The organism is Austwickia chelonae (assembly GCF_003391095.1).
Classification (GTDB): domain Bacteria; phylum Actinomycetota; class Actinomycetes; order Actinomycetales; family Dermatophilaceae; genus Austwickia; species Austwickia chelonae_A.
Genome location: NZ_CP031447.1, coordinates 3179992 through 3202997, shown reverse-complemented (window position 1 = coordinate 3202997; position 23006 = coordinate 3179992). Strand labels below are relative to the sequence as shown.

At 63.3% G+C, this 23006-nt stretch carries 16 protein-coding genes, 2 pseudogenes and 1 riboswitch; of the genes and pseudogenes, 3 read left to right on the top strand and 15 right to left on the bottom strand.

The window, feature by feature from the left end; genetic code table 11:
- Window positions 1-169 precede the first annotated feature (169 nt).
- From DX923_RS14065 to DX923_RS14055, 3 genes are all read right to left on the bottom strand, one after another.
- Window positions 170-1219, bottom strand: a complete 1050-nt coding sequence (locus DX923_RS14065) for a homocysteine S-methyltransferase family protein (protein ID WP_116115736.1) — start codon at window positions 1217-1219, stop codon at window positions 170-172.
- A gap of 140 nt (window positions 1220-1359) precedes the next feature.
- A riboswitch (cobalamin riboswitch) is annotated at window positions 1360-1558 on the bottom strand.
- 134 nt (window positions 1559-1692) lie between these two features.
- Entirely contained in the window at window positions 1693-2481 is a 789-nt protein-coding gene (locus DX923_RS14060; protein WP_162873018.1) for a S1 family peptidase, read from the bottom strand.
- 692 nt (window positions 2482-3173) lie between these two features.
- Entirely contained in the window at window positions 3174-4985 is a 1812-nt protein-coding gene (locus tag DX923_RS14055; RefSeq protein ID WP_162873017.1) for a toxin, read from the bottom strand.
- Between the two features lie 973 nt (window positions 4986-5958).
- Here DX923_RS14055 and DX923_RS14050 point away from each other — a divergent pair.
- Entirely contained in the window at window positions 5959-6783 is an 825-nt protein-coding gene (locus DX923_RS14050; protein WP_116115733.1) for a transposase family protein, read from the top strand.
- Here DX923_RS14050 and DX923_RS17215 read toward each other — a convergent pair.
- The 11 genes and pseudogenes from DX923_RS17215 to DX923_RS13990 form a co-directional block, all read right to left on the bottom strand.
- Entirely contained in the window at window positions 6712-6966 is a 255-nt protein-coding gene (locus DX923_RS17215; protein ID WP_162873016.1) for a helix-turn-helix domain-containing protein, read from the bottom strand. The two genes, DX923_RS14050 and DX923_RS17215, sit on opposite strands and share 72 nt — an antisense overlap.
- Window positions 6967-7844: 878 nt before the next feature.
- Entirely contained in the window at window positions 7845-9314 is a 1470-nt protein-coding gene (locus DX923_RS16495) for a hypothetical protein (RefSeq protein WP_205413054.1), read from the bottom strand.
- Between the two features lie 924 nt (window positions 9315-10238).
- On the bottom strand, window positions 10239-10697 hold the full coding sequence (locus DX923_RS14020; RefSeq protein ID WP_116115729.1) for a protein-tyrosine phosphatase family protein: 459 nt from the start codon (window positions 10695-10697) through the stop codon (window positions 10239-10241).
- Window positions 10694-11674, bottom strand: coding sequence for a lysylphosphatidylglycerol synthase transmembrane domain-containing protein (locus tag DX923_RS14015; RefSeq protein WP_162873015.1), 981 nt, complete (start codon window positions 11672-11674; stop codon window positions 10694-10696). Before DX923_RS14015 ends, DX923_RS14020 begins: the two co-directional genes overlap by 4 nt.
- Window positions 11671-14127 (bottom strand): PEP/pyruvate-binding domain-containing protein, encoded by a 2457-nt coding sequence (locus DX923_RS14010; protein WP_116115727.1) that lies wholly within the window; start codon window positions 14125-14127, stop codon window positions 11671-11673. The genes DX923_RS14015 and DX923_RS14010 overlap by 4 nt, the downstream gene beginning before the upstream one ends.
- Window positions 14120-14884 (bottom strand): hypothetical protein, encoded by a 765-nt coding sequence (locus tag DX923_RS14005; RefSeq protein WP_240322649.1) that lies wholly within the window; start codon window positions 14882-14884, stop codon window positions 14120-14122. The genes DX923_RS14010 and DX923_RS14005 overlap by 8 nt, the downstream gene beginning before the upstream one ends.
- 51 nt (window positions 14885-14935) lie before the next feature.
- Window positions 14936-15193: pseudogene (locus DX923_RS17210) on the bottom strand (Rieske 2Fe-2S domain-containing protein); the annotation flags it as partial.
- The gene (locus tag DX923_RS16870; protein ID WP_240322648.1) at window positions 15174-15710 is read right to left on the bottom strand and encodes a hypothetical protein; all 537 of its coding nucleotides are present in this window, start codon (window positions 15708-15710) and stop codon (window positions 15174-15176) included. The pseudogene DX923_RS17210 and the gene DX923_RS16870, both read right to left, overlap by 20 nt.
- 189 nt (window positions 15711-15899) lie before the next feature.
- Window positions 15900-16217, bottom strand: a pseudogene (locus tag DX923_RS17205) (Rieske 2Fe-2S domain-containing protein); the annotation flags it as partial.
- The gene (locus DX923_RS13995; protein ID WP_240322848.1) at window positions 16217-17218 is read right to left on the bottom strand and encodes a Rieske 2Fe-2S domain-containing protein; all 1002 of its coding nucleotides are present in this window, start codon (window positions 17216-17218) and stop codon (window positions 16217-16219) included. The gene DX923_RS13995 and the pseudogene DX923_RS17205, both read right to left, overlap by 1 nt.
- Before the next feature lie 110 nt (window positions 17219-17328).
- The gene (locus DX923_RS13990) at window positions 17329-18252 is read right to left on the bottom strand and encodes a polyprenyl synthetase family protein (protein WP_205413052.1); all 924 of its coding nucleotides are present in this window, start codon (window positions 18250-18252) and stop codon (window positions 17329-17331) included.
- Between the two features lie 315 nt (window positions 18253-18567).
- Here DX923_RS13990 and DX923_RS13985 point away from each other — a divergent pair, with 315 nt between their 5' ends.
- Window positions 18568-18858: a YciI family protein gene (locus tag DX923_RS13985; protein ID WP_116115723.1), complete on the top strand. Its 291-nt coding sequence runs from the start codon at window positions 18568-18570 to the stop codon at window positions 18856-18858.
- 40 nt (window positions 18859-18898) lie between these two features.
- Here DX923_RS13985 and def read toward each other — a convergent pair whose 3' ends face one another.
- Complete coding sequence (gene def, locus DX923_RS13980) at window positions 18899-19660, bottom strand: peptide deformylase (RefSeq protein WP_116116354.1); 762 nt, start codon at window positions 19658-19660, stop codon at window positions 18899-18901.
- A 216-nt stretch (window positions 19661-19876) separates the two neighbouring features.
- Between def and DX923_RS13975 the strand changes: the two genes are divergently transcribed.
- Entirely contained in the window at window positions 19877-22897 is a 3021-nt protein-coding gene (locus DX923_RS13975; RefSeq protein WP_240322847.1) for a glycine--tRNA ligase, read from the top strand.
- The last annotated feature ends 109 nt before the right edge of the window (window positions 22898-23006 follow it).

The following is a 23006-nucleotide window of genomic DNA, read 5'->3' as shown; positions in this document are numbered from 1 at the left end:
ACGGTTCGGTGCGGATCGGAGTTCCGGTGAACTGGGCTGACCTGACTCGGACAGGTCTCCTCATGCAACGCCAGGGAGAACAAATGTCCATCCGGGGCAAGACATTTCGGCTATTGGGGCGCGGGCCGTCGTCGCCCCGGTAGGGGCACCGGGGCGACGACGGGGGTGATCAGGCGCGGGCGCCCAGCGCGGCGATGTGCTCGGGCAGGCGGTCGTGGGTGCCGTACATGAAGTGGTTGCTCATGCGCTCGGAGAACCGGCTGGCTTCTGTCGTCCGGCCGACGGCTTCGGCGACCTGGCGGATGAGCATCGGTGAGGCTCCGCAGCACACGCCCAGGTAGCGCACGTCCATGCCGTAGGCGAGCCGGGCGAAGGCGTCGATCTCGTACCGGTTGGTCGACAGCGGGTCCAGTGCGGTGGGGAAGGTCCGGCCGTGCGGTGAGGGGGTGGTGGCGGTCGGGTCGGAGAGATTGAAGAAGGTGGGTTCTTCCTCGGTGGTGCGATAGGGGATGGGGAGCGCGGCGACATGGCAGCTGACGGCTTCGCGGATCTGTTGGAGCCAGGGCAGCATTGTCCGCGGGCCGCGGAAGCAGTTGAGGCCGACGACCTGCGCGCCGCCTTGTTCGAGGCGTCGAGCGGTGTCGACGATGCCGACGTCGTCGGACATCCGGTTGCCGGCCATCGGGGCGAGGGTCATCACGACGGGTAGTCCGCTGGCGGCGGCGACTTCGAGTGCGGTCTCTGCTTCACCGGCGTAGTAGAAGGTTTCGCCGATGATCAGGTCTGCGCCTTCGTCGACGGCCCAGCCCACCATTTCTTCGAACATGCCGCGGACCTCGGCCTGCCGGGCCGGGTCGGCGGGATCCCAGATGTTGGTGTTGGAGATATTTCCGGCCATGAGGTCGCCGGGGTGGGCGTCGGCCACTTCTCGGGCGATGCGCAGAGCGGCCCGGTTCAACGGTTCCAGGAGGTCTTCTTTGCCGATGACCCGCATCTTTTCGCGGTGCCCGTTGTAGGTGAAGGCTTCGACGATGTCCGATCCGGCACGTTGGAAGTCGGTGTGCAGGGTGCGGAGGGCGTCGGGGTTCTCCAGGGCCACTTCGGGGACGAACTCACCGGCGGTGAGATAGCCGCGTCGTTCCAGTTCGAAGAGGAATCCTTCGGCGCAGATCACCGGCCCGGTGTCGAGTCGTTCGGTCAGGGTTCGTCGGTCGCTCATGCTGCTCTCCTCGGCAACGATGGTCGTTGCCTCCCCGTGGGAGAGGAGCCTGTGCCCGGGCCCTGCCGGAGGGCGCGGCCTGAGGGGCTGCGTACTGCGGACGGGTGTCGTCATGGCCAGGCCATCTCTCGTGGTTCGGCATCTGGGTGCCGGTGCAGGCGGTCTCCTGACTCCCGGATCGAACGCTGGCCTCGGCCTTCCCGAACCTGGTGGTTCAGTGGCATCGTCGAGGCGGAGCTCTCCGGTCACAGTGGCGAGGACCGTGTCGGGCTTGCACCGACTTCCCGTTTCTGCACCGAGTCAACAAGTATAAGGCTCGCCTTATGTGACAGATCATTTGAGGAAGAAAGATTTTCAGCAGACATGCCCGCCTCGTCGGAGTGCAGACGAGGCGGGCATGTCCTGTGTTGTGTGGGTCGGCAGAGCAAGGTCGGCTGCCCTTGCACGTGGCCGGTGAGGTGCGGGTGTTCCTTTTAGAAACCGAGTCCCTCTCGCACCTTTTCGGAGGCGGTGGAGGTGTAGAAACCGGGGTTGTTCTTCTGCGCGCATCCTTTGCCCCAGGAGACCACGCCGATCTGGTAGTAGCGTCCGGCGACCTTGCGCATGATCGGGCCGCCGCTGTCACCTCGGCAGGAGTCCTTGCCTTCGGCGCTGGCGCAGAAGTCGGTTTCTGCGTTGTAGTCGTCGCCACCGGCTTTGGCGCAGAGCGCCGGGGTATGGATGGTGACATTGGTTTTGAGAAGCCGGTCGGGGTACTTCGGCGGCCAGGTCGCTCGGGTGGTGCCCCAGCCGATGACAGTGGCGATGGATCCGGGCTTGTACAGGGCGGTCGATCCGGCTTCGGGCAGGTCGACCGGGGTGATGTTGTTCACCGGTTTGTCCAGACGGATCAGGGCAGCGTCGTAGCCGACTTTCTTGCCGTAGGACGGGTGGGTCGTGATGTCGGGGGACCCGCCGGTGAAGCGGATTTTCCGGTCGACGCCTTGTGTCTCGTCGGACAGGACGGTGCGCCCGATGGCCAGGGTGATCTTCTTGGCGCTTTCAGCGGTTTCGTCGTTCACACAGTGTGCTGCGGTGAGCACCGTGGTGGAGTTGATCAGGGAACCACCACAGAATGATTCGCCGTTGAGCTGGAGCGACACCATGAAGGGGAACTCGCCGTCTTTGGCGGGGGTGCCACCGACGATGAGTGTCGAGGCGTCTGCTTCTCCGCTTGGTGGAGCGGCAAGGGCTGTGCTTGAGGCGAGTGTGCCTCCGATCATAGTTACAGCTGCGGCCATGCCCAGGATGCGGCCGATAGGCCTGGAGGTAGACATGTGCTGGAACTCCGATCTGCTGAATGACTGTGGACGCAAAAATCATGAGCATTAATGATTCTGATTGTCACGAGATACAGCCGATTCCTTGACCTTCTTTACTGATGTCGGGGGACTCTTTGATCTGGCCGGTATATTGCATGACTTTCTGAAAATATGCAGAGAGAAATCTGTATGTATTTCGCGAAAGTGACGGATGTTGACTGAGTGCTCTTGGGTCTGAAATATCCCCCCGCCGGTCTCTGACCAGCGATGATCTGGCTGTAAAAGCTTTTCGAACGAATGTATGGATACATATCTTTCCTGATTTCCGCACACTTGGCGGGCGGTCAGGACCCTCAAGAGTTTCCGTCGATTATTCATCTGATGTATTTAAGATGCGGCGATAGAAGCCGAAGAAAAGACCACCGGCTGGCAGCAGCACGGGTCCGGCATCATTCCACGGTCGGGATGCGGGTCGGGATGCGGGTCGGGATGCGCTCGCGAAAGCGCGGGTGGCGGGCTTCGACTCGTCGATGGAGAGTCGAAGCCCGCCAGGGGGCGGCGCACAGGGGAGCGCCGATGCAACCCGGTGATGGGCAGGCCGGACCACCGACCCACCACCGGATGAAGAGAAGGCTCTGCCTCAGAGGCCCAGATCAGAGCTTGTTTGAGCGGTCAACCTCATAGACCAGCGAGACTTTATTCGCCGTGCTGACCTTGTTGTCCACAATTTTCTGTCCCAGGATGTCGACAGTGGGATTATCGATTTTTTCACTCTCGTTTTCCTGTGTCACATAGGACAGATGCAGGGTTGCCTGATGCTGTTCGCTCAGCCAGACCGGGTGGTTAGGACGGCAGAAAGTCAACGTTTCTCCGGCAGCCGAACACCTGAGCGGGATCCTGATGCCGTTCTGCACAACGAAGACGCGAGGGGTGTTAACGGTCAGCAAATCTTTCTTGACCGCAATCATGGCTCCAGTGAACGGAATCTCCTGACCCTTCTCGGCACTCATTGAGATGAGCTGGGTTTTCATGCCGTGAGGTGCCCCAAGGCTGAGCACGCCATCCTGATCGGTTTTCCAGCCAGCAAGAAGACCATTGGATTTAGCCAGCTTGGAGGAGTGTGTCACCTCAGTGGGCGGGTTGGCGGTGATCACACTCAGCTGCCGGGTCAAGTCGATGATGCTCTCCACCAGCTGATAGGCCAGGAGACCAAAATCTACAAGTTCACCGACGACAGGAATAGCCTGAGCGGCAATCAGCGCAGTCAAAGAAATCGACTGAACAACAATTTCCTCAGTATTGTGATGCTTGATTCCATCAGCAATTCCCAAGGCCTGCCCTAGGCCAGGAACTGCGCTCAGTACAGCCGTGGCCTTCGTCAGATCATCGGCCTTCGGATTGGTAAAAGCCTGGGCAACAGCCAACCCCCAAGCAGCTGCGGAAGCAGCGGTTGCGGCTGTGCCTGCGGAAGAGCGAGCGCCCTTCAGTGCTGAGAAAGATTCGTGGTCGAGGAGCTCGTTGTGAAGAGCAGTGATTTTTTCGGTGGTAGGAGCTGATCCCCGTTCATGGTGCGCCGAGAGCTTTTTCATGAACTCCGGATTATCTTTGACGTTATCAATGATCTTTTTTGATTTTTCGCGGACCTGTTCCCATTTGACTTTAGAAAGGCACAATTTTGCTGGATTTCTCTTAACTCGAACTGCTGAAACGCTCGGGCAGTTTGCGAGATTCATATATCTGTTCATCTCGTCTTGCCCGCGCTTGCCGAGATTGTCGAAACGAACTTCTGTGGCTACTTGAAGCTGAGTGGCATCTTCCCAATTGTGAATATATTCGACATCACTGGTTCCATCAGCAAAAGGCATTTGTAGGACAACCCTACTTGCCCCTTCGCCAAATTTATTAATGAAATCTTTATTATTTAACTGGTCGATAAGGGGTTTGTCTGCCGCGAGCCCTAGGTAAGTTTTTAGTTCTGTCGCGGACAGCGGCTTGACTGCAAGAACCCTGGTTTTTCCAGGGTAGGTTACCTTGACTACTCCGCCTGCCTTTCCTGTCATAACGCTTTCATCGCTGACGGTGTACCCTGCGGCGGCATGCTTGTTGTCTGTCGTGTAGAAGCCTTTCCACTCAGGATCATGGTTGCCCTGGGATCCACTCTCCGGCTTTTTAATTCCTGCCAGTACAGATTCGAATGACTCGGGTTTTGCTCCGTGATACGAGGTAAAGCTGTCTACAGTCTTGGACTGATCAGCGATGACAGCATCATTTGCATAGGCCGCAGGCAGTGCGATCAGGTGGGCGACCGTCATCAGGCTGAGTGCGGTCAGGCCGGCGACGGGTTTGAGGGTAGCTTTCATGATCTTTCCTTCGATGGTGGATGGAATGTGACGGTAAAAGGGCACGGAGAAATGAACCTGTGTCGCCAGATGATGGTGCTCAGGATGGATGGCGAATTCAGGCACGTGGGATGAATGGGGGAGCGTTGTGAGCGGTCTCTTTCCGTTCGCTCGCAGCTCGGGTGGTGCCCTATGAAAAAGGGCATCAAAAAATGGCGGGTCCTTCATGGTCGAGAGAAAGTGCTCTCAACTCCTCAGTGGCTGCACTGAGGCAGGCGTCAGCGTGTCATGGCGACCCGCCATGGCTGTGATGGTCTCTCTTCAGGCCTCTCCTTCCTGTATATATGCATCATATATTCCGCAGCATGGAGGATAGCACTACATCTGAGGGAAAAAGCAACCGTGCAAATCGCTGTAAATCGGTCAGATCGATGCTTGATTTCTCAATGATCTCCCAGTTTTCGCCCGAAGCGCTCTAAGGCAGCTTTAGTTACTATTCACATAGATCGCTCAATAGCTGGATTAAGCATGAACGTTTTTAATCGGGCATTTGGGGGAGTTGAGGCTGTTGCCTTGGAGGTCAAGGCAATTCACAGATCGGTGCTGCCACTGGCCTTCGGTTCAGTGATCAGGCTGGGAAATGTTGACGGAGGGCGATGACTGGAGTGAGCCAACTGTAACGGTGGCAAGAAAAAGGAAATCGATATCCGACAGCAAGGATGCGAAATCAAGAAATGTCCGCGCCGGTCATGTCAGGCCCGCATGGCAAAACTTTCTCAAGCCATCGCAAGCCATTTGCACTGAATCAGATCCGCCGCCCTCAGACGGCGTTACCCACCAGCGAAACATGGGCGCTGTCGGCCCGGTCCTGCTCGGCGAGTCCAGAAAGGAGCCAGGTGAGGGCACGGCGCAGAGAAAAGCCTTGACTGGTGTACTGACCGGGCAGGTTGATCGAGGCTGTTCCTTTTTTACCTTCGCTGGAGCTTTTTCCATCCTGTGTGACGGTTGGGTCTCGTGTGGCGTGTGATCCGGGGAGATGACGAAGCTCCTGGTAGGAGCGGTGATTGTCAGTTCAGTCACCCCTGCCAGGAGCCCCGTCATGCTTGTCTACCCCGTCGGTCTGGCCATGTCCACCACCACCCTGGATCTGCTCACCAACGCGCTGCACCGGCATCGGGCCGCGGCCAAAGTGATCTGGCGTCGGCTCTCAGCCCGCGATCAAGCCCTGCTGGTGCTGGCCTATCTGCATGACAATCCGACCTACACCGCCCTGGCAGCCGGGTTCAGAATCGGCGTTGCGACCGTCTTCTGGTACATCCGCGAGGCCTGCCAGGTATTGGCCGCGATAGCTCCCACCCTCGATCAGGCCCTGGTCGTGGCGCAAGCGAAGGCCTACCTCGTCCTGGACGACACCGTCATCCCCACCGACCGGGTCAGGATGACCAAGCACGGCACCGACCGCGAGTACTTCTCCGGTAAGGTCCACCACCACGGCATGAACGTCCAGGTCATCGCCGGCCCCCTCGGAGAACTGCTGTGGACCTCAGCAGCCCTACCCGGCGCCCGGCACGACATCACGGCCGCCCGGCAGCATCAACTCCCCGAGAAACTAGCGACCTTGACCACCGCCAGGAAAGCGGTCCTGACCGACCGTGGCTACCTCGGTATCGGCTCCGGGATCCCCGTCCCGATCCGCGCCGTCCGCCGCAACCAGGCCACCGGCCACTTCGAACGACGCGACCTCTCGCGCAACGAGAAGGCCTACAACGCCGCCCACGGACGGCTGCGCGCCTGCAGCGAACGCAGCAACACCCAACTCAAGTCTTGGCACGTGCTCCGACGCCTACGCTCCTCACCCGAACAGGCCACGCCCATCGTCACCGCCGTCACCACCCTCATCACCGCAGGTCAACCCGCCAGATGAAAAAGGCTCCCGGACCGGGTGCAGGCGGTAGTCCGTGAGTGACAGTCCGACCACGGTTCGCGTTTCGCGACTCAGGTGTGTTTGGTCGGTGAAGCCGAAGTGGGCAGCGATGGGAGCCAAGGATTTGTGGGAGTTCTTGCGCGCCCACTCCACTGCTTCTTGGAGGCGTAGTCGCCGGAGCATGGTGTAAGGGCACAGGCCCACCTACTTAGTGGTGAGGCGCTTTTCTGTCTCTCGTCGGGGCTGGCGCAACAAGTACTCATACGCCTCTCACGGATTGCGCTTTGACCTCCAGGGCCTCTTAGAGAACCAAGCCGAGTTCGTCGACCGCATCATCCGGGAAAGCCAGAACGAAGAAGGCGGCTCACGAGTCAGTGAGTCTGATCGATGGTTCCTCGGAGAACGAGGTCGGCACTTGGGGTCTCTTCATCAATACGAATGGAACGGAACAGGAGCCGAACTGGCCCACTTTAACAACTTGGCAGTCTGCCCGGTCGGTGGCTGGTGAAAGAGCAACACCCGGAAAGACCGACACGACCTTCCGATCCGGTACGCACTGACCTTGTCGCTCCAGACCAAGGAATAAGGCGTCGATCTCTACACCCCAATCGCGACACAACTTCATATCCCAGTCGCAACCCAAGTGACGGGCACCTGACGGAAGTCGACCTCTGATGGCCAAGCCAACTACAGATGCCCGTGATAGCCGCGCAGCGAGACGCTGACTCCAAGTAGGTCACGCGTACCGTTTATGCTGTGTAGAACTCAACCTTGAGAGTCAGCCAGAGCGGCACGAACCAGGCGAATCCGGTAATCAGGAGACTGATCATTGGCCTCGTATCGCCAGTCTCCCCGCCTGCGGACGTCCTCAGCTGTCCGGCATTGATGGTTCCTGACCCGCGCGACCCTGGGTCGGCAAGACTCCGGCAGAGGGTGTGAACGAGGAATTTGACCTCAAGATTGGTCAGGGACCCCCGTATCGGGGCGTTGCCATTGACGTTCACCCAGTGGGTCAGTTCCCCGACATAAGTCACGCACCCATGTCGAACTTCGCTAGGCCGTCAGAACCGGTGCCATGGAGAGATCCCAGCGGCCCGCAGCCGACGATAGAGCGACACTGAGTAAACGGCGTCCACGACGAAGGTGGCCCAGTACATGACGTTGATGAGGGGTGTGAGGGGATAGGAGCGATGTCGTAGCGACGTCCCCCAGAATTCCCGCCACGATCGCGGCAGCGGCTGGCTAGGCGACGTGGTAACAGTGAGGGCCGTGGCCATCCATGCCAGCAGGGTGCCTGCCCACTTGGACGCCGCGATGTACATCGACTGTCCGGCAACCGAGTCACGCCGCTCCATCATGGCGATGAAAAGGATAGACATCATGAGGTTGATTCCGAACCCGGTGTACTCACCGTCGGGATCGTCGAACTCGACGAAGCCCATGTACATGGCAGGTACTGAGAAGAGGATCGCTCCGACCAAGAGCGCCCGGAAGTGTTTGCGGAGGAAAGGCGACGAAAAATCGTCCGCGCCGTATTTCCAGCACTGCGAAGCGATGATCACATCGATGAGAAAGCACGGGATGCTCAGGATATGGATGTAGTCGCCGAGCGGATCGAGCAGAAAGCCGTAGACAAACTCCCAGGCAAGATTCGCTGCAAGGGCAGCAATGGGCATGCCGAAAGACTTGTCGACCGTTCCCCGATTAATCACCGCAGCGTACGTGATGATCCAGGCGATGACGCAGAGCGTTCCTGTGGCGAAAACCGACCACGAGATGGGGGGCGCCTGTTCGCGGGCGGTTCGGCGCGGTTGTGACGTGACCGGAGCGGGGAAGGGTCCTAGTACCGTCGAGAAGCGGCGGCGACACAGTCGGTCGAGTTCCTCACGGCGCTCCGCAGGCATGGCCTCGAGACGCTGGGCATACAGCGCCGTGTAGCGACGGATCTCTTTGCGCAACTGGCGACCGGCCGAGGCGCCGTAGAGATCGATGAACGACGCGTACACATTGGTCGTGCCTGCTGCCACATCCTGCTTGTAGTGAGCGAGGTCGTTGGCGATGTCAGCCAGTACCTCGACTGGCCAGAGCAAATCGCGCACCAACGGGTTTGTCTCCGCGCCACGCAGGGCTGCGCTGAGCGCGTGCAACAGCCGGACGTCGGCCGGCCGCAGTTCGGCCAGCGCGATGACCTCCGCATGTGTCGGCCTCGTGCTCGCACTGACGGCGTTTTCGAGTCGGATGAATCGCTCACCCTCCTCGAACTGGCGCGCGACCTCGTCGTTCCACCCACCCACCGCTCGCAACAGCCTTTCGAACAAGTGCTGATAGCGGTGGAACTTCTCGTAGGCCGGTCCGCGTTCAGCCTCCAGATCCACGGCACTGTTACGTTCCGCGAGTGCATCGATGCGGTACACGAGGTACTCGACGGCCAGGAGGACAGGGGTGATTGCCACACGCCGCGACAACGGGACCTCGTCGACGGGAAAGTAAAGGCGCGACATATAGTCGCGGACGATTCTGGATGCTTTCACGCTCGGCGTTTGTTCGCAGGCATCGACGAACTGGGCAACGAACGGGGTCCTTCTTGCGAGTCGCCGGAGAGAGGAACCTACCCTGACGAGAGGTCTCACGATGATCTCCTTTTCAACGAGGGATGCTCAAGCGAAGTACTCGATGCATGAGCTAGCGGTACTGCCGATGCACACAAGGACTGGGGTAACAGGACTGCAGAGAATCGCGTAGAGAAGCATCGCGATGCGCCAGGCCGCTGGCCCTAGTGCAGTCGAGACGCAGCGCGTCACGGGAAGGAGAGCGGGGTGGATCGAGGCCGCAAGCAGCATCGACCACCGGTCCGAGACGAACACCGCCAGGATGATGAAGCTGGCGACACCCACCGCGAACAGGCCTCCTCGGGGGGGGCTGTCATGGCGCGAACTCTGATGGAATGCCGTTCCATTGGCTGTCGAGGTGGCTTACCTGGGCCGCGGCCCAAGGACTGAGCGCTCAGAGCGCGCGGCACGCGACACTTGTGAGGCCGGTCCGACTGGCCCAATGGCGATTCATTGCATCCGACGGGGCGACCTCCGGATCACCAGGATCGATCACGTCGGCGAAGACCGGGCAGGACTCGTTCCCTACGACGCCCCCGACATCGACGCTGCGATATCGGAAATCCGGGATGATCATCGTCGGCGCCACCGCACAGCCTAGTTCCTCGTGTGCGCGGTGGACCACGGCAGCCGCAAGACCTTCGCCAGGGGGGACCATAGAACGAGTTCGTCCAGACGCTGGGCCAGGCACGCTTGCTCAGTGCTCGTCGCGTGACCAGCACCCAGCCGCCGCCTCTGAATAAATAACAGGAGAAGACCCGGTGTAACGGGGTATTCGACCCGTCCAAGTTTGTTCTCGGTGCCGACCCGACGAGAGTGCCGTCGTCGGCCAGCAGCACGACATTGTCAGTCATGTGGCTGACCCCGTCGGACCCCGGCGCCGATCCGCTCGACGAAGGAGCGCTGCCACGGGACCTCCACGGCGCGAGGGTCATAGTGGTCGCGTACAAAAGCCACGGCCCTGTCCGGCTCCACACCGTCGAAGACGGCAAGGAGGGCCAGAGCCGTCCCGGTCCGTCCAACTCCGCCCCCGCACGCTATCTCGACGCGGTCGGTGGTAGCCCGTCCCCACGCCTCTGCGAGAGCCGCCACCGCATCCGGTCTTGATCGGGGAACCCAGAAGTCCGGCCAACGCACCCAGCGTGAGTCCCACGAAGGCCTTGATGGTTCGCGGGTGGTGAGGTACACGCCAAAGCCTGGTAGAGGACCCTCAGGCACCCCGGCGCGCAGCCCTCGACCGCGGACCCTGCGCCCCGACGGGAACGTGACCACCCCGGGGGCCGTGGACTCCCACGCGTCACTCATTGCTGTGCTCCTTCTTGGTGAGGCCGGTGTCCGTCAGCCCGGCTCACGTAGAACAGGGGGACGAGGCCGACGACGAGCTGGGGGACGAGCTGCTGAGCATGGAATAGCGCGGCGAAGCCAACGCTGACGGAAGGCGGCGAGCCGATGACCCCAAGAGCCATGGCGGCTGCCACGTCAAAGCTGCCTATCTGAGCTGGTGCCGTTGGCAGCACGTTGGAGATCTCGATCAGGAGGAGGGAAAGGGTGGCAGCGGCGGCTCCGTCGGGGACACCGAGCCCGTTACACAGCATCCAGGCAGCCATGATGTCGGTGGCGCGCGTCGTACAGGCGAGGCCCAAGGCAGCGAAGACAACGCCACTTCTGCGCAAGGGCGCGAGACCGTCCAGCAACGCGGCAAGGAAGCGACCCAGCGGCCCTGTGAGGCGCCCGCTGTTGCGGTGCTGGCGCACGACACACAGCAATAACCCTCCCAGGATGATGAACAGCGACGAGTAACCTGCGGTGATCCAGACGATCCACGTCGGGAGGTCAACGAGGAGCGGAACCAGCAGAGCGAAAGGGACGAGCCCAAGACTGCTAACGAGCTTCTTGGATATGATGATCGCGGTCGTCGTAGCCGCAGGCACTCCCTCTCGACGCAGCCACCAGATACGCAGGGCTTCCCCCGAGCCCTCAGGAGTCAGCGAGGTTGCGGCCTGCGCCGCGACCTCGTAGTAGACCAGGCGGTGCAGGGGCAGCCGTAGCGCTGGGCCCAACAGCACCCACCAGCCACTCGCACGAAGAACTTGACTGACAAGGTTCAAGCACAGTGCCGCGACGACCACCGGCCAAGGCACCATCTGCATCGTGGAGCATACGGGGCCTATATTCATCCTGTGGATCAGCCACCAGAGGGCCAGAGCGCCGATCCCCAAGCCGGTGAGCTGCAAGCAGACCCCGTAAATGCGATGGGTGGAAGCCGTGGTGTTTTCGGTCACGGAGGAGGGTCTTCTCTGCCGCAGAGGGTCACGACACCGCGTGTGCCATCCACCTCGACCTGATCGCCATCACGCAGCACCTTCGTGGCGCAGCCGGTGCCCATCACCGCCGGCACGCCGAGCTCGCGGGCAACGATTGAGCCATGCGACAGCGAGCCCCCGACATCGGTGACCACAGCCCCCACACGTGCGACGACCGGCGACCAGGCGGGTGTGAGATGGGGGACGACAAGAACAACTCGGGTCGTAACATCGTGTGCTTCCTGTACGGTCTGGAGCCGCCTGACGTGGCCACGTACTCGTCCTCCGCTCACCCCGGAGCCGCGCAGCTGGGTCTCGCTCGCTGCAGTGCCCTCCTGTCCGAAGAGAGCGAGACCTGTGATGTTCCAGGGCCCCAGCTGCACCCTGACATCGGGTGGGACTGTCATAGGTGGAGTCAGCAGCCTCCGGCGCTCCCGCTCGACTATCCTGTCCCGGACCAGCTCAACCCAGGGGCTCGTGTCCGTCCGCTGAGGGTCGGCGACCCAGCTACGGAGCTCGTCCCCGCGGAGGAAAAAGACATCTTCCGCGGCAACCAGCGCTCCCGTGGCCACGGCGCGTCGGCCTAGCTCAAGATAAGCCTCGCGGATGAGAGGCCAGGCGAGAGTGAAGCCGTGCAATGATTGGTCGCGGACATCGCTCCAGTGCTCAGACCAGCGCAGCGTTGCCTCGAACAGCTGCCGTCGAACAGATAATCGAGGCAGGGCCCGGCGGGCGTCGGCGAGAGCTTCACGTCGGCGACGTTCCAGGAACGCGTGACGCTGCCGCGGATCGACTGTCGCGCCGTCCCGAAAGGCACGGATGATCTCCCGAGCGGCGCTCAGGTCCTCGGCCGGCGTGGGCTCGGCGATGTCGAGATGGTAAACGAGGTGCCCGAACCTGCGTCGGTACTCGTCCAACCCGGTCTCGAGGTCGTCGGGGCAGCCCATGGCGATGTCGTGGAGCAGACACTGTGCCTGATGGCTCAAAGAGTCGCGGCCTTGGAGTAGCGTCGTGTATGTCAACTCCTCGGCTTGCGCTCCGTGCTGTCGCAGAATCTCCTGTCTGGGGAAGAGACGGGCCAAGACCCATTCACCCACGTTCCAGTACCAAGCGAGCCCGCCGATCAGGGCCCAGTAGCGGGCGCTGAGGTCAGTCAGCTCGTCTACAACGTCCAACAGGGCTTGCGGACGTTGTCCGCGAACATCGATCTCCGCCAGCTCGGAGATGCGACGCCGGTGGCGGGGCAAGAGGTCATCGCGCCACACTCGCTCCACCGGCGACAGGTGGAACCGGAAGAAGGAGTGGATGAGGCGTGCGGCGAGCAACGGGTGCCGGTTGAGCGGAAAGTCGATACGCAAATAGGCGTACCCCTCGACGGTCCCATGCATGGGATGCGGGACCAGGGGGTTATTCCGCGACCCGGCCCAATTCGCCGCCCACCGCTCCACTAGTGCTGGGAAGACGGTCGTCGCGAACAAGGGAGACAGGGGGCCTGGCAGCCAGGAGTCACAGATGCTGATGCGTGCCCAAGCGGCTCCAGAGACCGGACTTTCCCACCGTGCAGCTGGCGGAACCACGACGTCTCTCGTGATCGGCCGGGCCTGGAGCAGCTGGAGTTCGCCGCCGTCCGGCCAGGCCCATTCGACGTCCTGGCCGCCTCCGAGGGTCGCGCGCACCCGAGTGCCGAGGTCCCTGAGCGCGGCCAAGTCCTCCCGGCCGAGGATGTGGTGGGCGCCGGTTGCGACTGGACTCGCTGGCAGCTCGCCTGGGTGCAATACGTGGCGCTCAGGGTCGATAGTTCCGTCCACGAGCCTGTCAGCTACGCCGCGGACGGCCTCCACGATGACGGCGCCACCGGGCTCCTTGGGAATGAACATGACTCCTGCTGCGTGAGCGTCCACCATGCTCTGAATCAGGATCGCCATGCGTTCGCTCCCGGTCAGGCCAGCGTGGTAGGCGAGTGCTTCGTCACTCCATTGCGATGCCCAGCACTCCCGGACCGCCGCCACTACCTGCTCAACGCCGGACACGCGCAGGGTCGTCGAGTAGAGCCCCGCCCAGCTCGCAGTCTCGACGTCCTCTGCCGTGCCGGACGAACGGACAGCGACACCTCTGCCGTCGTCAAGATCCGTCACTGCCAGGGCCAGGTCGGCGACGAGGTGGTCCGGCAACTGGACCGCTCTCACGGCCTCTCGGACCGCCGCCGCGATCTCGCCAGGTGAATTGTGCCCACTGCCAAGCATCAGCCGACGGGTCTGTTTGACCACGGGCGCCACGATGTAGGCGTAGACGCCGGTAGGCACGCAGACCCCGGGTGGCACAGGAAACCCTTGGGCAAGCAGCACACCTAGCCGCGCGGCCTTGCCACCCACCTGTGAAACCCCCTGCACACCAGCCTCGACGAGCGGAATCAACGCAACTCGATCAGTCATCTAGGCCTTCTTGATCGACCCAGCGCTGGTAGAAACGGCGAAACTCGCGAAGCGGCCGGTCGCCGGACACATAGATACCGTGATGGTCACCAGAGCGTATGGTGTTGAAGATAGGGAGGTCCTGCCGCGCAGCGGCTGTCACCTCGACACGGTGTATGGCGTATCTCAGTAGGTCGATCGCACGGCCCGGGTTCCGCCGGACGGCAACGCTGATGTGCTGCACGGATTGCTCCTCGGCGACAGGCGTGACGCCGAGAACCAGGTGGTAAACCTGTATGCCGTCGGCGAGATACCAGACGTGCTGAAGGGTGGGCCAAGCCGCCACCCTCAGCTCAAACCGCTCTGCATTGAGTCCCGCGAGATCGGAGAGGCGGCCCAGCCATCCGGTGTAGGACGACCAGGAGAACACTGCCCCCAGGCGGGCAGTCGGCTGGTCCGCTGGCCCGAAGAGCGCTTCGGCTCCGGTAACGTCGAGCAGGTCGCTGGCCACTCCGCCGCGGACAGTGAGACCGTGAAGCGCTACTAGATGATTCGGGTCGAAGGTGTTCTCCAGGATCCTGCGCGGCGACGTGGCTACTGAGTCCTCGAGCTGAAAGTGCTTGTGAAACTTCACCATCCCGAGGTCATCCAGCGGCGGGCCGGGGAGTGCATAGTCCGGCTCTGCGGGTCCGAACCACACCCAGACATAGCCGTCCCGCTCGGTCGTACACAGGGCCGGGGACGTCGAGGCCGTCGGCGGTCGGCGGCCGCTGGTCACTGACACGCAGCACCCGTCGGCGTCAAATCGCCACTGGTGGAACGGGCACTGCAAGGTGCCACTGATGACACGTCCGCCGTCAAGCGCTGCTCCCATATGCGGGCAATGCAGCGGCATGATGACAGCTCGAGCATCGTCGTTTCTCCAGGCTACGTATGGGCGCCCATACAGCGTCACCTGCGCCGGTGTGTTGCGCAGGGTGGTCGAGCGCAGAGCAACGTACCATCCTCGAGGCAGGTTGAAGGAAGCCGAGGCTGCCGGCCACGGTCCACGGCGCCCCTTGGCGCTCCTAGCCGCTACCGTGAGCATGCTCGACCCACTTTCGGTAGTAGCGGCGGTAGCGCAGGATGCCTTCATCGTGAGGTTCGTTGACGGATCCATCGGTATCGACGGCGTCACGGTAGATCGCGAGATCCTGCCGGGTGCCCAACCAGTGCTGGTAACGATAAGCCCAGAACGCGGGGGCCGATCCAGTGAGTCCGGGAGACTGGCGTACGAGCGACCACCCCTGGAAGACCGTGTGACCGGGGCGTACGGGTGTGATCGCCAGCAGCTCCTTGGCGAGTGGCCGGTCGCCGTCCAGGAAGGTCAGCCGCTGGCCTCCGGGCCAGCCATCGACGAGGAGAGTGACCGGCCGTAGACGACGCGTGCCGGGGAGCCGCAACGGCACCTCCAGCCTCGCACCTGCCCAGGCCTCACGCGGCGGGGGCGGACCATTCTGCGCAGCCTGATCGGTCTCGGTGAGCCACATGAGCGCGAGCGGGCCGACCGTCGGGAGCCCGTGGACACTGCGGAAGTGGACCGGGTCGAAGGCGTTCTCGAGCACGCGCCGCGGCGAGGCCACTGTGTTGTACCGGAATCGGTACCGACGGTACCGGAATCCGTCCGTCTCGAGCGGCGGGAATGCTGGCAGGTCGTAGGCAGGGCTATCACTGCCGTACCAAGCCCAGACCAGTCCGTAGCGCTCGATAGTCGGGTAGACTCTACGGACGCGCGCGAGCTTCGGTGTGCGAGCGGCTCCTGGGGCCTCGATGCACTTGCCACTAGCGTCGAACCGCCAGTGGTGGAAGGGGCAACGTACGGTGTCCTCGACAATTGTCCCCAGGGCCAGACTGGCACCCTGATGCGGGCACCTACCGGACATCACGACCGGCCTGCCGTCCGCTCCGCGCCACGCCACGAGGGACTGGTCGAACAGTTCGAGCGGTGCGGGCCGACGTCCGAGGGCATCGGCCCGCACCGCCGCATACCACGCAGAGGCCAGAGCGGGGTAGTGCGCCGTCGGTCGGAAAAAGCATGAGGAATCCGTGGTAGCGGATGTCCGGCCGGACATCATCGTCCCGCCCCATCCGCCGCCGCGCGAGCTACCCAGGACTGATACCAGCGGCGGAAGCGCACCACTCCGCTGTCATAGCGGACATATAGCGCGTTGTTATCAGTGACGGTTGTGTCGTAGATAGGCACGTCTTGGGCGGTGCCAGCTCGGTTCTGCACGTAGAACAGAAGGAGGTGCCACGCGGTTCGCCACCAAGTTCCCGTCCTCCGCACACCGGCCCAGCCGATCTGGGCCGTTACTCGGTCACTGACCGGCGTCGTCCCCATCAGGACCTTGTAGATCTCCTGTCCGTTCACGGAGAAGGTGAACCGCTGCCCGCCCGGCCATCCGTCGACTAAGAGCTCGAACTGTTCGCCTGCTCCGAAGGTGGACAGCACCGAGACTAGCCATTCGTAGGGTCGCCGGGCGGGGTCTGGTCGCGGCAACGAGCCGTGGACTCGGGCCCCGAACCAGGCCTCGCGCGGCGTGATGGCTAACCCGTTCGCAGTGGCTGCTGACTGATCGTCGAGCACAGAGAAATCGATGTCGCGCAGCGGCAGACCATGCAGAGTGAGGAAGTGGTAGTAGTCGACCGCGTTCTCGAGTAGATGCCGGACGGTTCCGGTCGTCACGTCCCGGTACCGGAAACCGATGTACTCCGATTGCCGCGCGCCGAGCGGGGGGAAGTCAGGGAAGCCGTGCGCCGGCTCATCGGAGCCGTACCACACCCAAATGTAGCCGTACCTCTCTACCACTGGATAGGTACGAGTCCGGGCTGTTGGGGGGATCTGATCGACTCCCGGAATCGAGACGCACCTGCCGTCGCCGTCGAAGCACCAGCCGTGGAAGGGGCACCGCAGCATTCCGTCGCTCACCGAGCCGAGTGCAAGGCTGGCCCCCTGGTGTGGGCAGAAACGCGAGGCCACGATCGCCCGCCTATCCGCGGCTCGCCAGGCCACGAGGGATTCGCCAAACAGGTCCAGCGGGACCGGACCACGCCGAAGCCGGGACGACTTCATGGCGACGTACCAAGACGCCGCAAGGTTAAGCCCGGAAGGGTTCCTAGGAAGCCCCGAGAGCCCGGTCGTCACCCCGGAGTCCGGCACGGGCTGTCGGGTAGGAATGTCAGTCATGAGGTGCGATCGATCATGCAGTCGGCCATCAGCAATAGCGGGTACGCTTTGGCTCCGTACGGCTCAAGGTCGCGCTTCGACTCGGCCAACAGGTTATGAGCGCGCGCCATCGCAGCATCCACTCCCATGACGCTGGGGAATGTCATCTTGCCTCGGGCCCGATCACTGCCAGTGGGTTTTCCAATCTGGTCGTCGGTACCCGTCTCGTCCAGGACATCGTCGACGATCTGAAAGGCTAAGCCGACCTTGCCCGCAAACGACATGATCCCCTCCATGTGCTCGTCTTCCACGCCGGCAAGGATGCACCCGGTGCGCACGGACGCTTGGATCAACGATGCAGTCTTTCGATAATGCATGATCTCGAGCTGGGCGAGGTCGACGGCGCCTTGAGCGTCTGCCTCAATGTCCAGTGCCTGCCCCCCCGTCAGTCCCTCCGCCCCAACCACCCGGACAAGCGTCTCAATGACCCGGAGGAGCCTTTGAGGCTCCACACCTTTCGTAGACGTGAGAATGAACTCGAGGGAATACGCCAAGAGTGCGTCCCCCGCCAGGAGGGCCATGCCATCCCCAAATATCTTGTGGTTCGACGGCCGACCGCGTCGCATGTCGTCGTTGTCCATAGCGGGTAGGTCGTCATGGATCAGAGTGGCGGCATGCAGCATCTCGAGGGCGCAAGCTGTGGGTAGGGCAGACTGTGCGGATCCGCCAAACATCGTTGTTGCCACGAGACACAGGACCGGTCGGATCCGCTTCCCGGGACCCAGAAGCGTGTACCGCATCGAGGCGTACAGTGCGCTGTCTTGGCCAGGGCTGACAGCCTGTTCCAATGCGTGGTCTACGAGCTGTCGGAAGCCAGCCGTCTGTTTCTCGGCGTCCCAGCTCTTTGACATAGGCGCGGCAGAAATACCGGCAAGTGACATGCTCCAACCTCCTCATTAAGACCTCACCATAGTGACGCAGGAGCGCGCGATAGCGGCGGAGGAGTGCGCGAGTGTCTTTCCCCACTTGATGATTCAAGGAGTGAGGGGCGATAAGAAAAACGGGTGTTAGCGCCCGCCTTAATTCGATAAGGAGACGGTCATGTCAGCGTCCCCGACCGAAGCAACAGAAGCGATGATCGATCCCGTGACCGGAGAGGGCATCGATCAGAAGGAACTGGCCGAGTAGCCGCTCGGCCAGGCCAAGGAACAGGGCGTGCGCCTGGTGGGTCCGGTCAGTACAACTAGGGTGACTCCATGTCGATCTACGCCGTGCACTACACCTACACCGATGACACCGACACCATCGCCGAGAAGCGGCCCGCCCACCGCGCCTACCTCGCCGAACTCGTCGAAGCCGGGCACCTGCTGGCCTCCGGCCCGTACGTCGGGGTCAGCGAGGCACTACTGATCTTCACGGCCGAATCCACCGAAGCCGTCGAAAGTTTCCTGGCCGGCGACCCCTTCCAGAAGGAAGGGCTCGTCGCCGCGCACACCGTCACCGAATGGAACCCCCTCCTCGGCGTGCTCAAGGACTACGTCTCCTGACCCACCCCCCCAAAGCCCGTACGCCGCGGCTGACCCTCGACTACTGCCCGGACGCCGTGACGCAGTCCTCGACATTCGGCGGTTCGGGGGACAGCTCGGCAGCCGGGGTCTTCCCCAACGCCAGAGCGCGCTCTTCCCACCGGTCCCAGGTGTCCTGCTTCTCCGTCTCCATCGCCTTGAGGACCCGGCGGCGCTCGCGACCGTTCAAATGGTCGATGTACAACTTGCCGTCGAGATGGTCGCACTCGTGCTGCAAACAGCGGGCCAGCATGCCCGTCCCGTTGACCACCACAGGTTTCCCGTACATGTCGACACCGCGGACGACAGCGGTCGACGGGCGGTTCACCGCGGCGATCGGGCCCGGCACCGACAGACAGCCCTCCTCGTCCGACTCCCGGTCGGCCGACCGCCGGTCACGCACCTCGAGCACCGGGTTGATGACATGCCCGACATGCCGAACCCCGTAGGCGTCATCGCAGTCGTAGACGAAAAGGCGCAGGTCGACGCCGATCTGGTTGGCCGCCAGGCCGACACCGTGGCAGCAGGCCATGGTGGCGTACATGTCGTCGATCAGAGAACGCAGGGTCGCGCCCCCGAACTCGGTGATCTCCCGGCACGGACGCGCCAGCACGTCCTCGCCGACCGTGGTGACCCGGAGGCGCTGCCCGCGACGGGTCTCGGCGAGGATCTCGGGTAGCCGGTCCACCGGGATCCCGTCGATCCGCGGACGCCGATCCGCCGGGGCGGCAGGTCCCTGTCTTCCACGCTGTACCGAACCGAAAGCACCGAACACCGAAGTCATGCCCCCATCATGGCCGATCCGGTACGGAGAACCCGACCGAACACGCATGCTGCCTGGTGGCGGGCCTTTCCTCCCTCGTACGGGCACACCGGGCGCAGCGTGTCCATGACCGGCCGTCAGGCGAAGCCCGCACGACGCCGCTGCCGTGCCGACTCGTCGTCCCCTCGTCGCACGATCTGCCCGGACACCCGCCGGTAGCCTAGGAACGTGCTGACGATGCAAGACGCCCTCCGGAAACTGGCCGACTACTGGACCGAGAAAGGCTGCCTCACCGTGCAGCCCTTCAACACGGAGGTGGGAGCGGGCACCATGAACCCGGCCACCGTGTTGCGGGTGCTCGGCCCCGAGCCATGGGACGTCGCCTACGTGGAGCCCAGCGTCCGCCCCGACGACTCCCGGTACGGCGAGAACCCCAACCGTCTGCAGATGCACACCCAGTTCCAGGTGATCCTCAAACCCGAACCCGGTGACCCGCAGGAGCTCTACCTGGGCAGTCTCGAAGCACTCGGTATCGACCTGCACGCCCACGACGTCCGTTTCGTCGAGGACAACTGGGCCCAACCGGCCATCGGTGCCTGGGGTCTGGGCTGGGAAGTCTGGCTCGACGGCATGGAGATCACCCAGTTCACCTACTTCCAGCAGGTCGGCGGGCACAACCTCGACCCGATCCCGGTCGAACTGACCTACGGCATGGAACGCATCCTCATGGCCGTGCAGGGCGTCACCCACTTCAAGGACATCGTCTACGCGACCAAACCCTCCGGGGAGACCATCACCTACGGTGAGGCCTTCGGTCAGAACGAGTACGAGATGTCCCGCTACTACCTCGACGACGCCGACGTCGAGACCAACCGGGCGCTCTACGAGAGCTATGTCGCCGAGGCCACCCGCATGGTCGAAGCGCGTCTGCCCGTCCCCGCGCACTCGTACATCCTCAAGTCCAGCCACGCCTTCAACGTGCTCGACGCCCGTGGCGCGATCTCCACCACCGAACGCGCCAAGGCCTTCGCCACCATGCGCCGCCTCATGCGCGACACCGCCACCCTGTGGGTCGAACGCCGCGAAGAACTCGGCCTGCCGTTGATCCGCGAGGACGGCCCCGACCTCCAGGTCGTACCCGACCTGGACAGCACACCGCTGCCCACGACCCCGCAGACACTCGCCTTCGAGATCGGCGTCGAAGAACTGCCCCCGCACGTCCTGCCGGACACCGTCGAGCAGGTCCGGGCCGCGTTGACCGACAAACTCGGGGCGACCCGCCTGACGCACGGCGCGATCACCGTCGACGGCACCCCGCGCCGGATCGTCGCGATCGTCGAGGACGTGGCCCCCGAGGAACCCGACGCGATCCGCCAGGTCAAAGGACCCAAATGGCAGGCCGCCTTCGACGGCGACGGCAAACCCACCAAAGCCCTCGAAGGGTTCATGCGTGGGCAGAAAGCCACCGTCGACCAGGTCGTCAAAGCGGAGATCGGCGGCAATGAACACGCCGTCGTCGAGGTGACCCAGACCGGTCGCCCCGCGCTCGAGGTGCTCACCCAGGTGCTCGGCGAGACGGTCTCCGGGCTGCGCGCCGAGAAGAACATGCGCTGGAACGACCCCGACCTGGCCTTCTCCCGGGCGATCCGGTGGCTGGTCGCCCTGTGGGGCCCCGCAGTCGTACCGGTCACCGTCTCCCGGTTGACCGCCGGACGCACCACCTATGTACTGCGCGGCGCCGAACGACCCCACGTGGACATCGCCCAGGCCGACGAGCTGCTCTCCTGCCTGCAGGACGCCGGGATCGATGTGCGCATCGCCGACCGTCGCGCATCCGTGGTCGAACAGGCCACCAGGCTCGCGGACTGCTACGACGGCCGGGTCGACATCGACGCGGAATCCTCCGTCATCGACGAGATCACCAACCTCGTGGAGAAACCCCACGGCATCATCGGCGGATTCGACGCCCGCTATCTCGACCTGCCCGAGCAGATCCTCACCGCCGTGATGCGCAAGCACCAGCGCTACCTGCCGGTGCGCGACGACAAGGGCGCGCTCATGCCCTACTTCGTGACCATGGCCAATGGCGACTGCGACGACGACGTGGTGTGCCGGGGCAATGAGTCCGTGCTGCGGGCCCGGTACGAGGACGCGCTCTTCTTCTGGAATGCCGACCTGAAGACCGAGAAGGTCGACGACTTCGTACCCGGGCTGGCCAAGCTCACCTTCGAGAACCGGTTGGGTTCGGTGGGGGAACGGGCCTCCCGGATCAAGGACGTCTCCGCCGCGCTGGCCGGGCTGCTCGCCGGACGCGGCGCCGGGCTCGATGCCGACGGCACCGCGGCCCTGGAGCGTGCCGGGCAGCTCGCGAAGTTCGACCTGGCCACCCAGATGGTCGTCGAGATGAGCTCGCTGGCCGGGTTCGTCGCTCGGGAGTACGCGGTGCGCAAGGGAGAGACCCAAGCCGTCGCCGACGCCCTGTACGAGATGGAACAGCCGCACACCCAGGCCGATGCGATCCCCGCGTCCACGCCGGGTGCACTGCTCGCCCTGGGTGACCGGTTCGACCTGTTGATGGCGATGTTCGCCCTGGGCGCGAAACCGACCGGCTCGTCCGACCCGTACGGTCTGCGGCGGGCCGCCCTCGGGGTGCTGCGGATCCTACGTGAACGCGAGGAACTGGCCACGCTGACCCTGCGGGACGGCTTGGAAGCCGCCGCGACCCGGCTGCGTGGGCAAGGCGTCGAGGTGTCCACCGACGCGGTCGACGCGGCCGAGGAATTCACCATCGGCCGGTTCGCCCAGTTGCTCCGGGACGAAGGAATCCCGGCCGGTTTCGTCCAGGCGATCCTGCCTGGCGCCGGGTCGCCGGGGCGGGCCGTTGCCACCCTGACCGACATGCAGTCCCTCGCTGCGGACGAGAGCTTCCGTCAGGTGGTCGCCGCCTTGCAGCGCATCGACCGGATCGTCCCCGCGGGTACCGAGGCCACCTACCGGGCCGAACTGCTCGGAGAACCGGCCGAGGTCGAGCTGCGGGCCGCGGTGGAGGCTGTCGGGCATCGGCCCGGTCGCTCCGTCGCCGCCTATGCGGTCGAAGCCGACGCCTTGATCGCTCCGGTGGCCCGGTTCTTCGACGACATCCTCGTCATGGCCAAGGAGGAGGACGTCAAGGCATCCCGTCTGGGGTTGCTGGCGACGGTGCGGGCGACCGCGCCCGACGGGGTCGACTGGCGGGCGCTGGACATCGCGCTGGGCTGAGTCTTCTGCGAAATACTGTCGGGGGTTTCTGGATTCGTTCAGGAGCCCCCGACGGCGTATCCGGTGTGATTTTCGGCGGAAGGCCTGGCGTGCCTCGGCTTTTGACTTC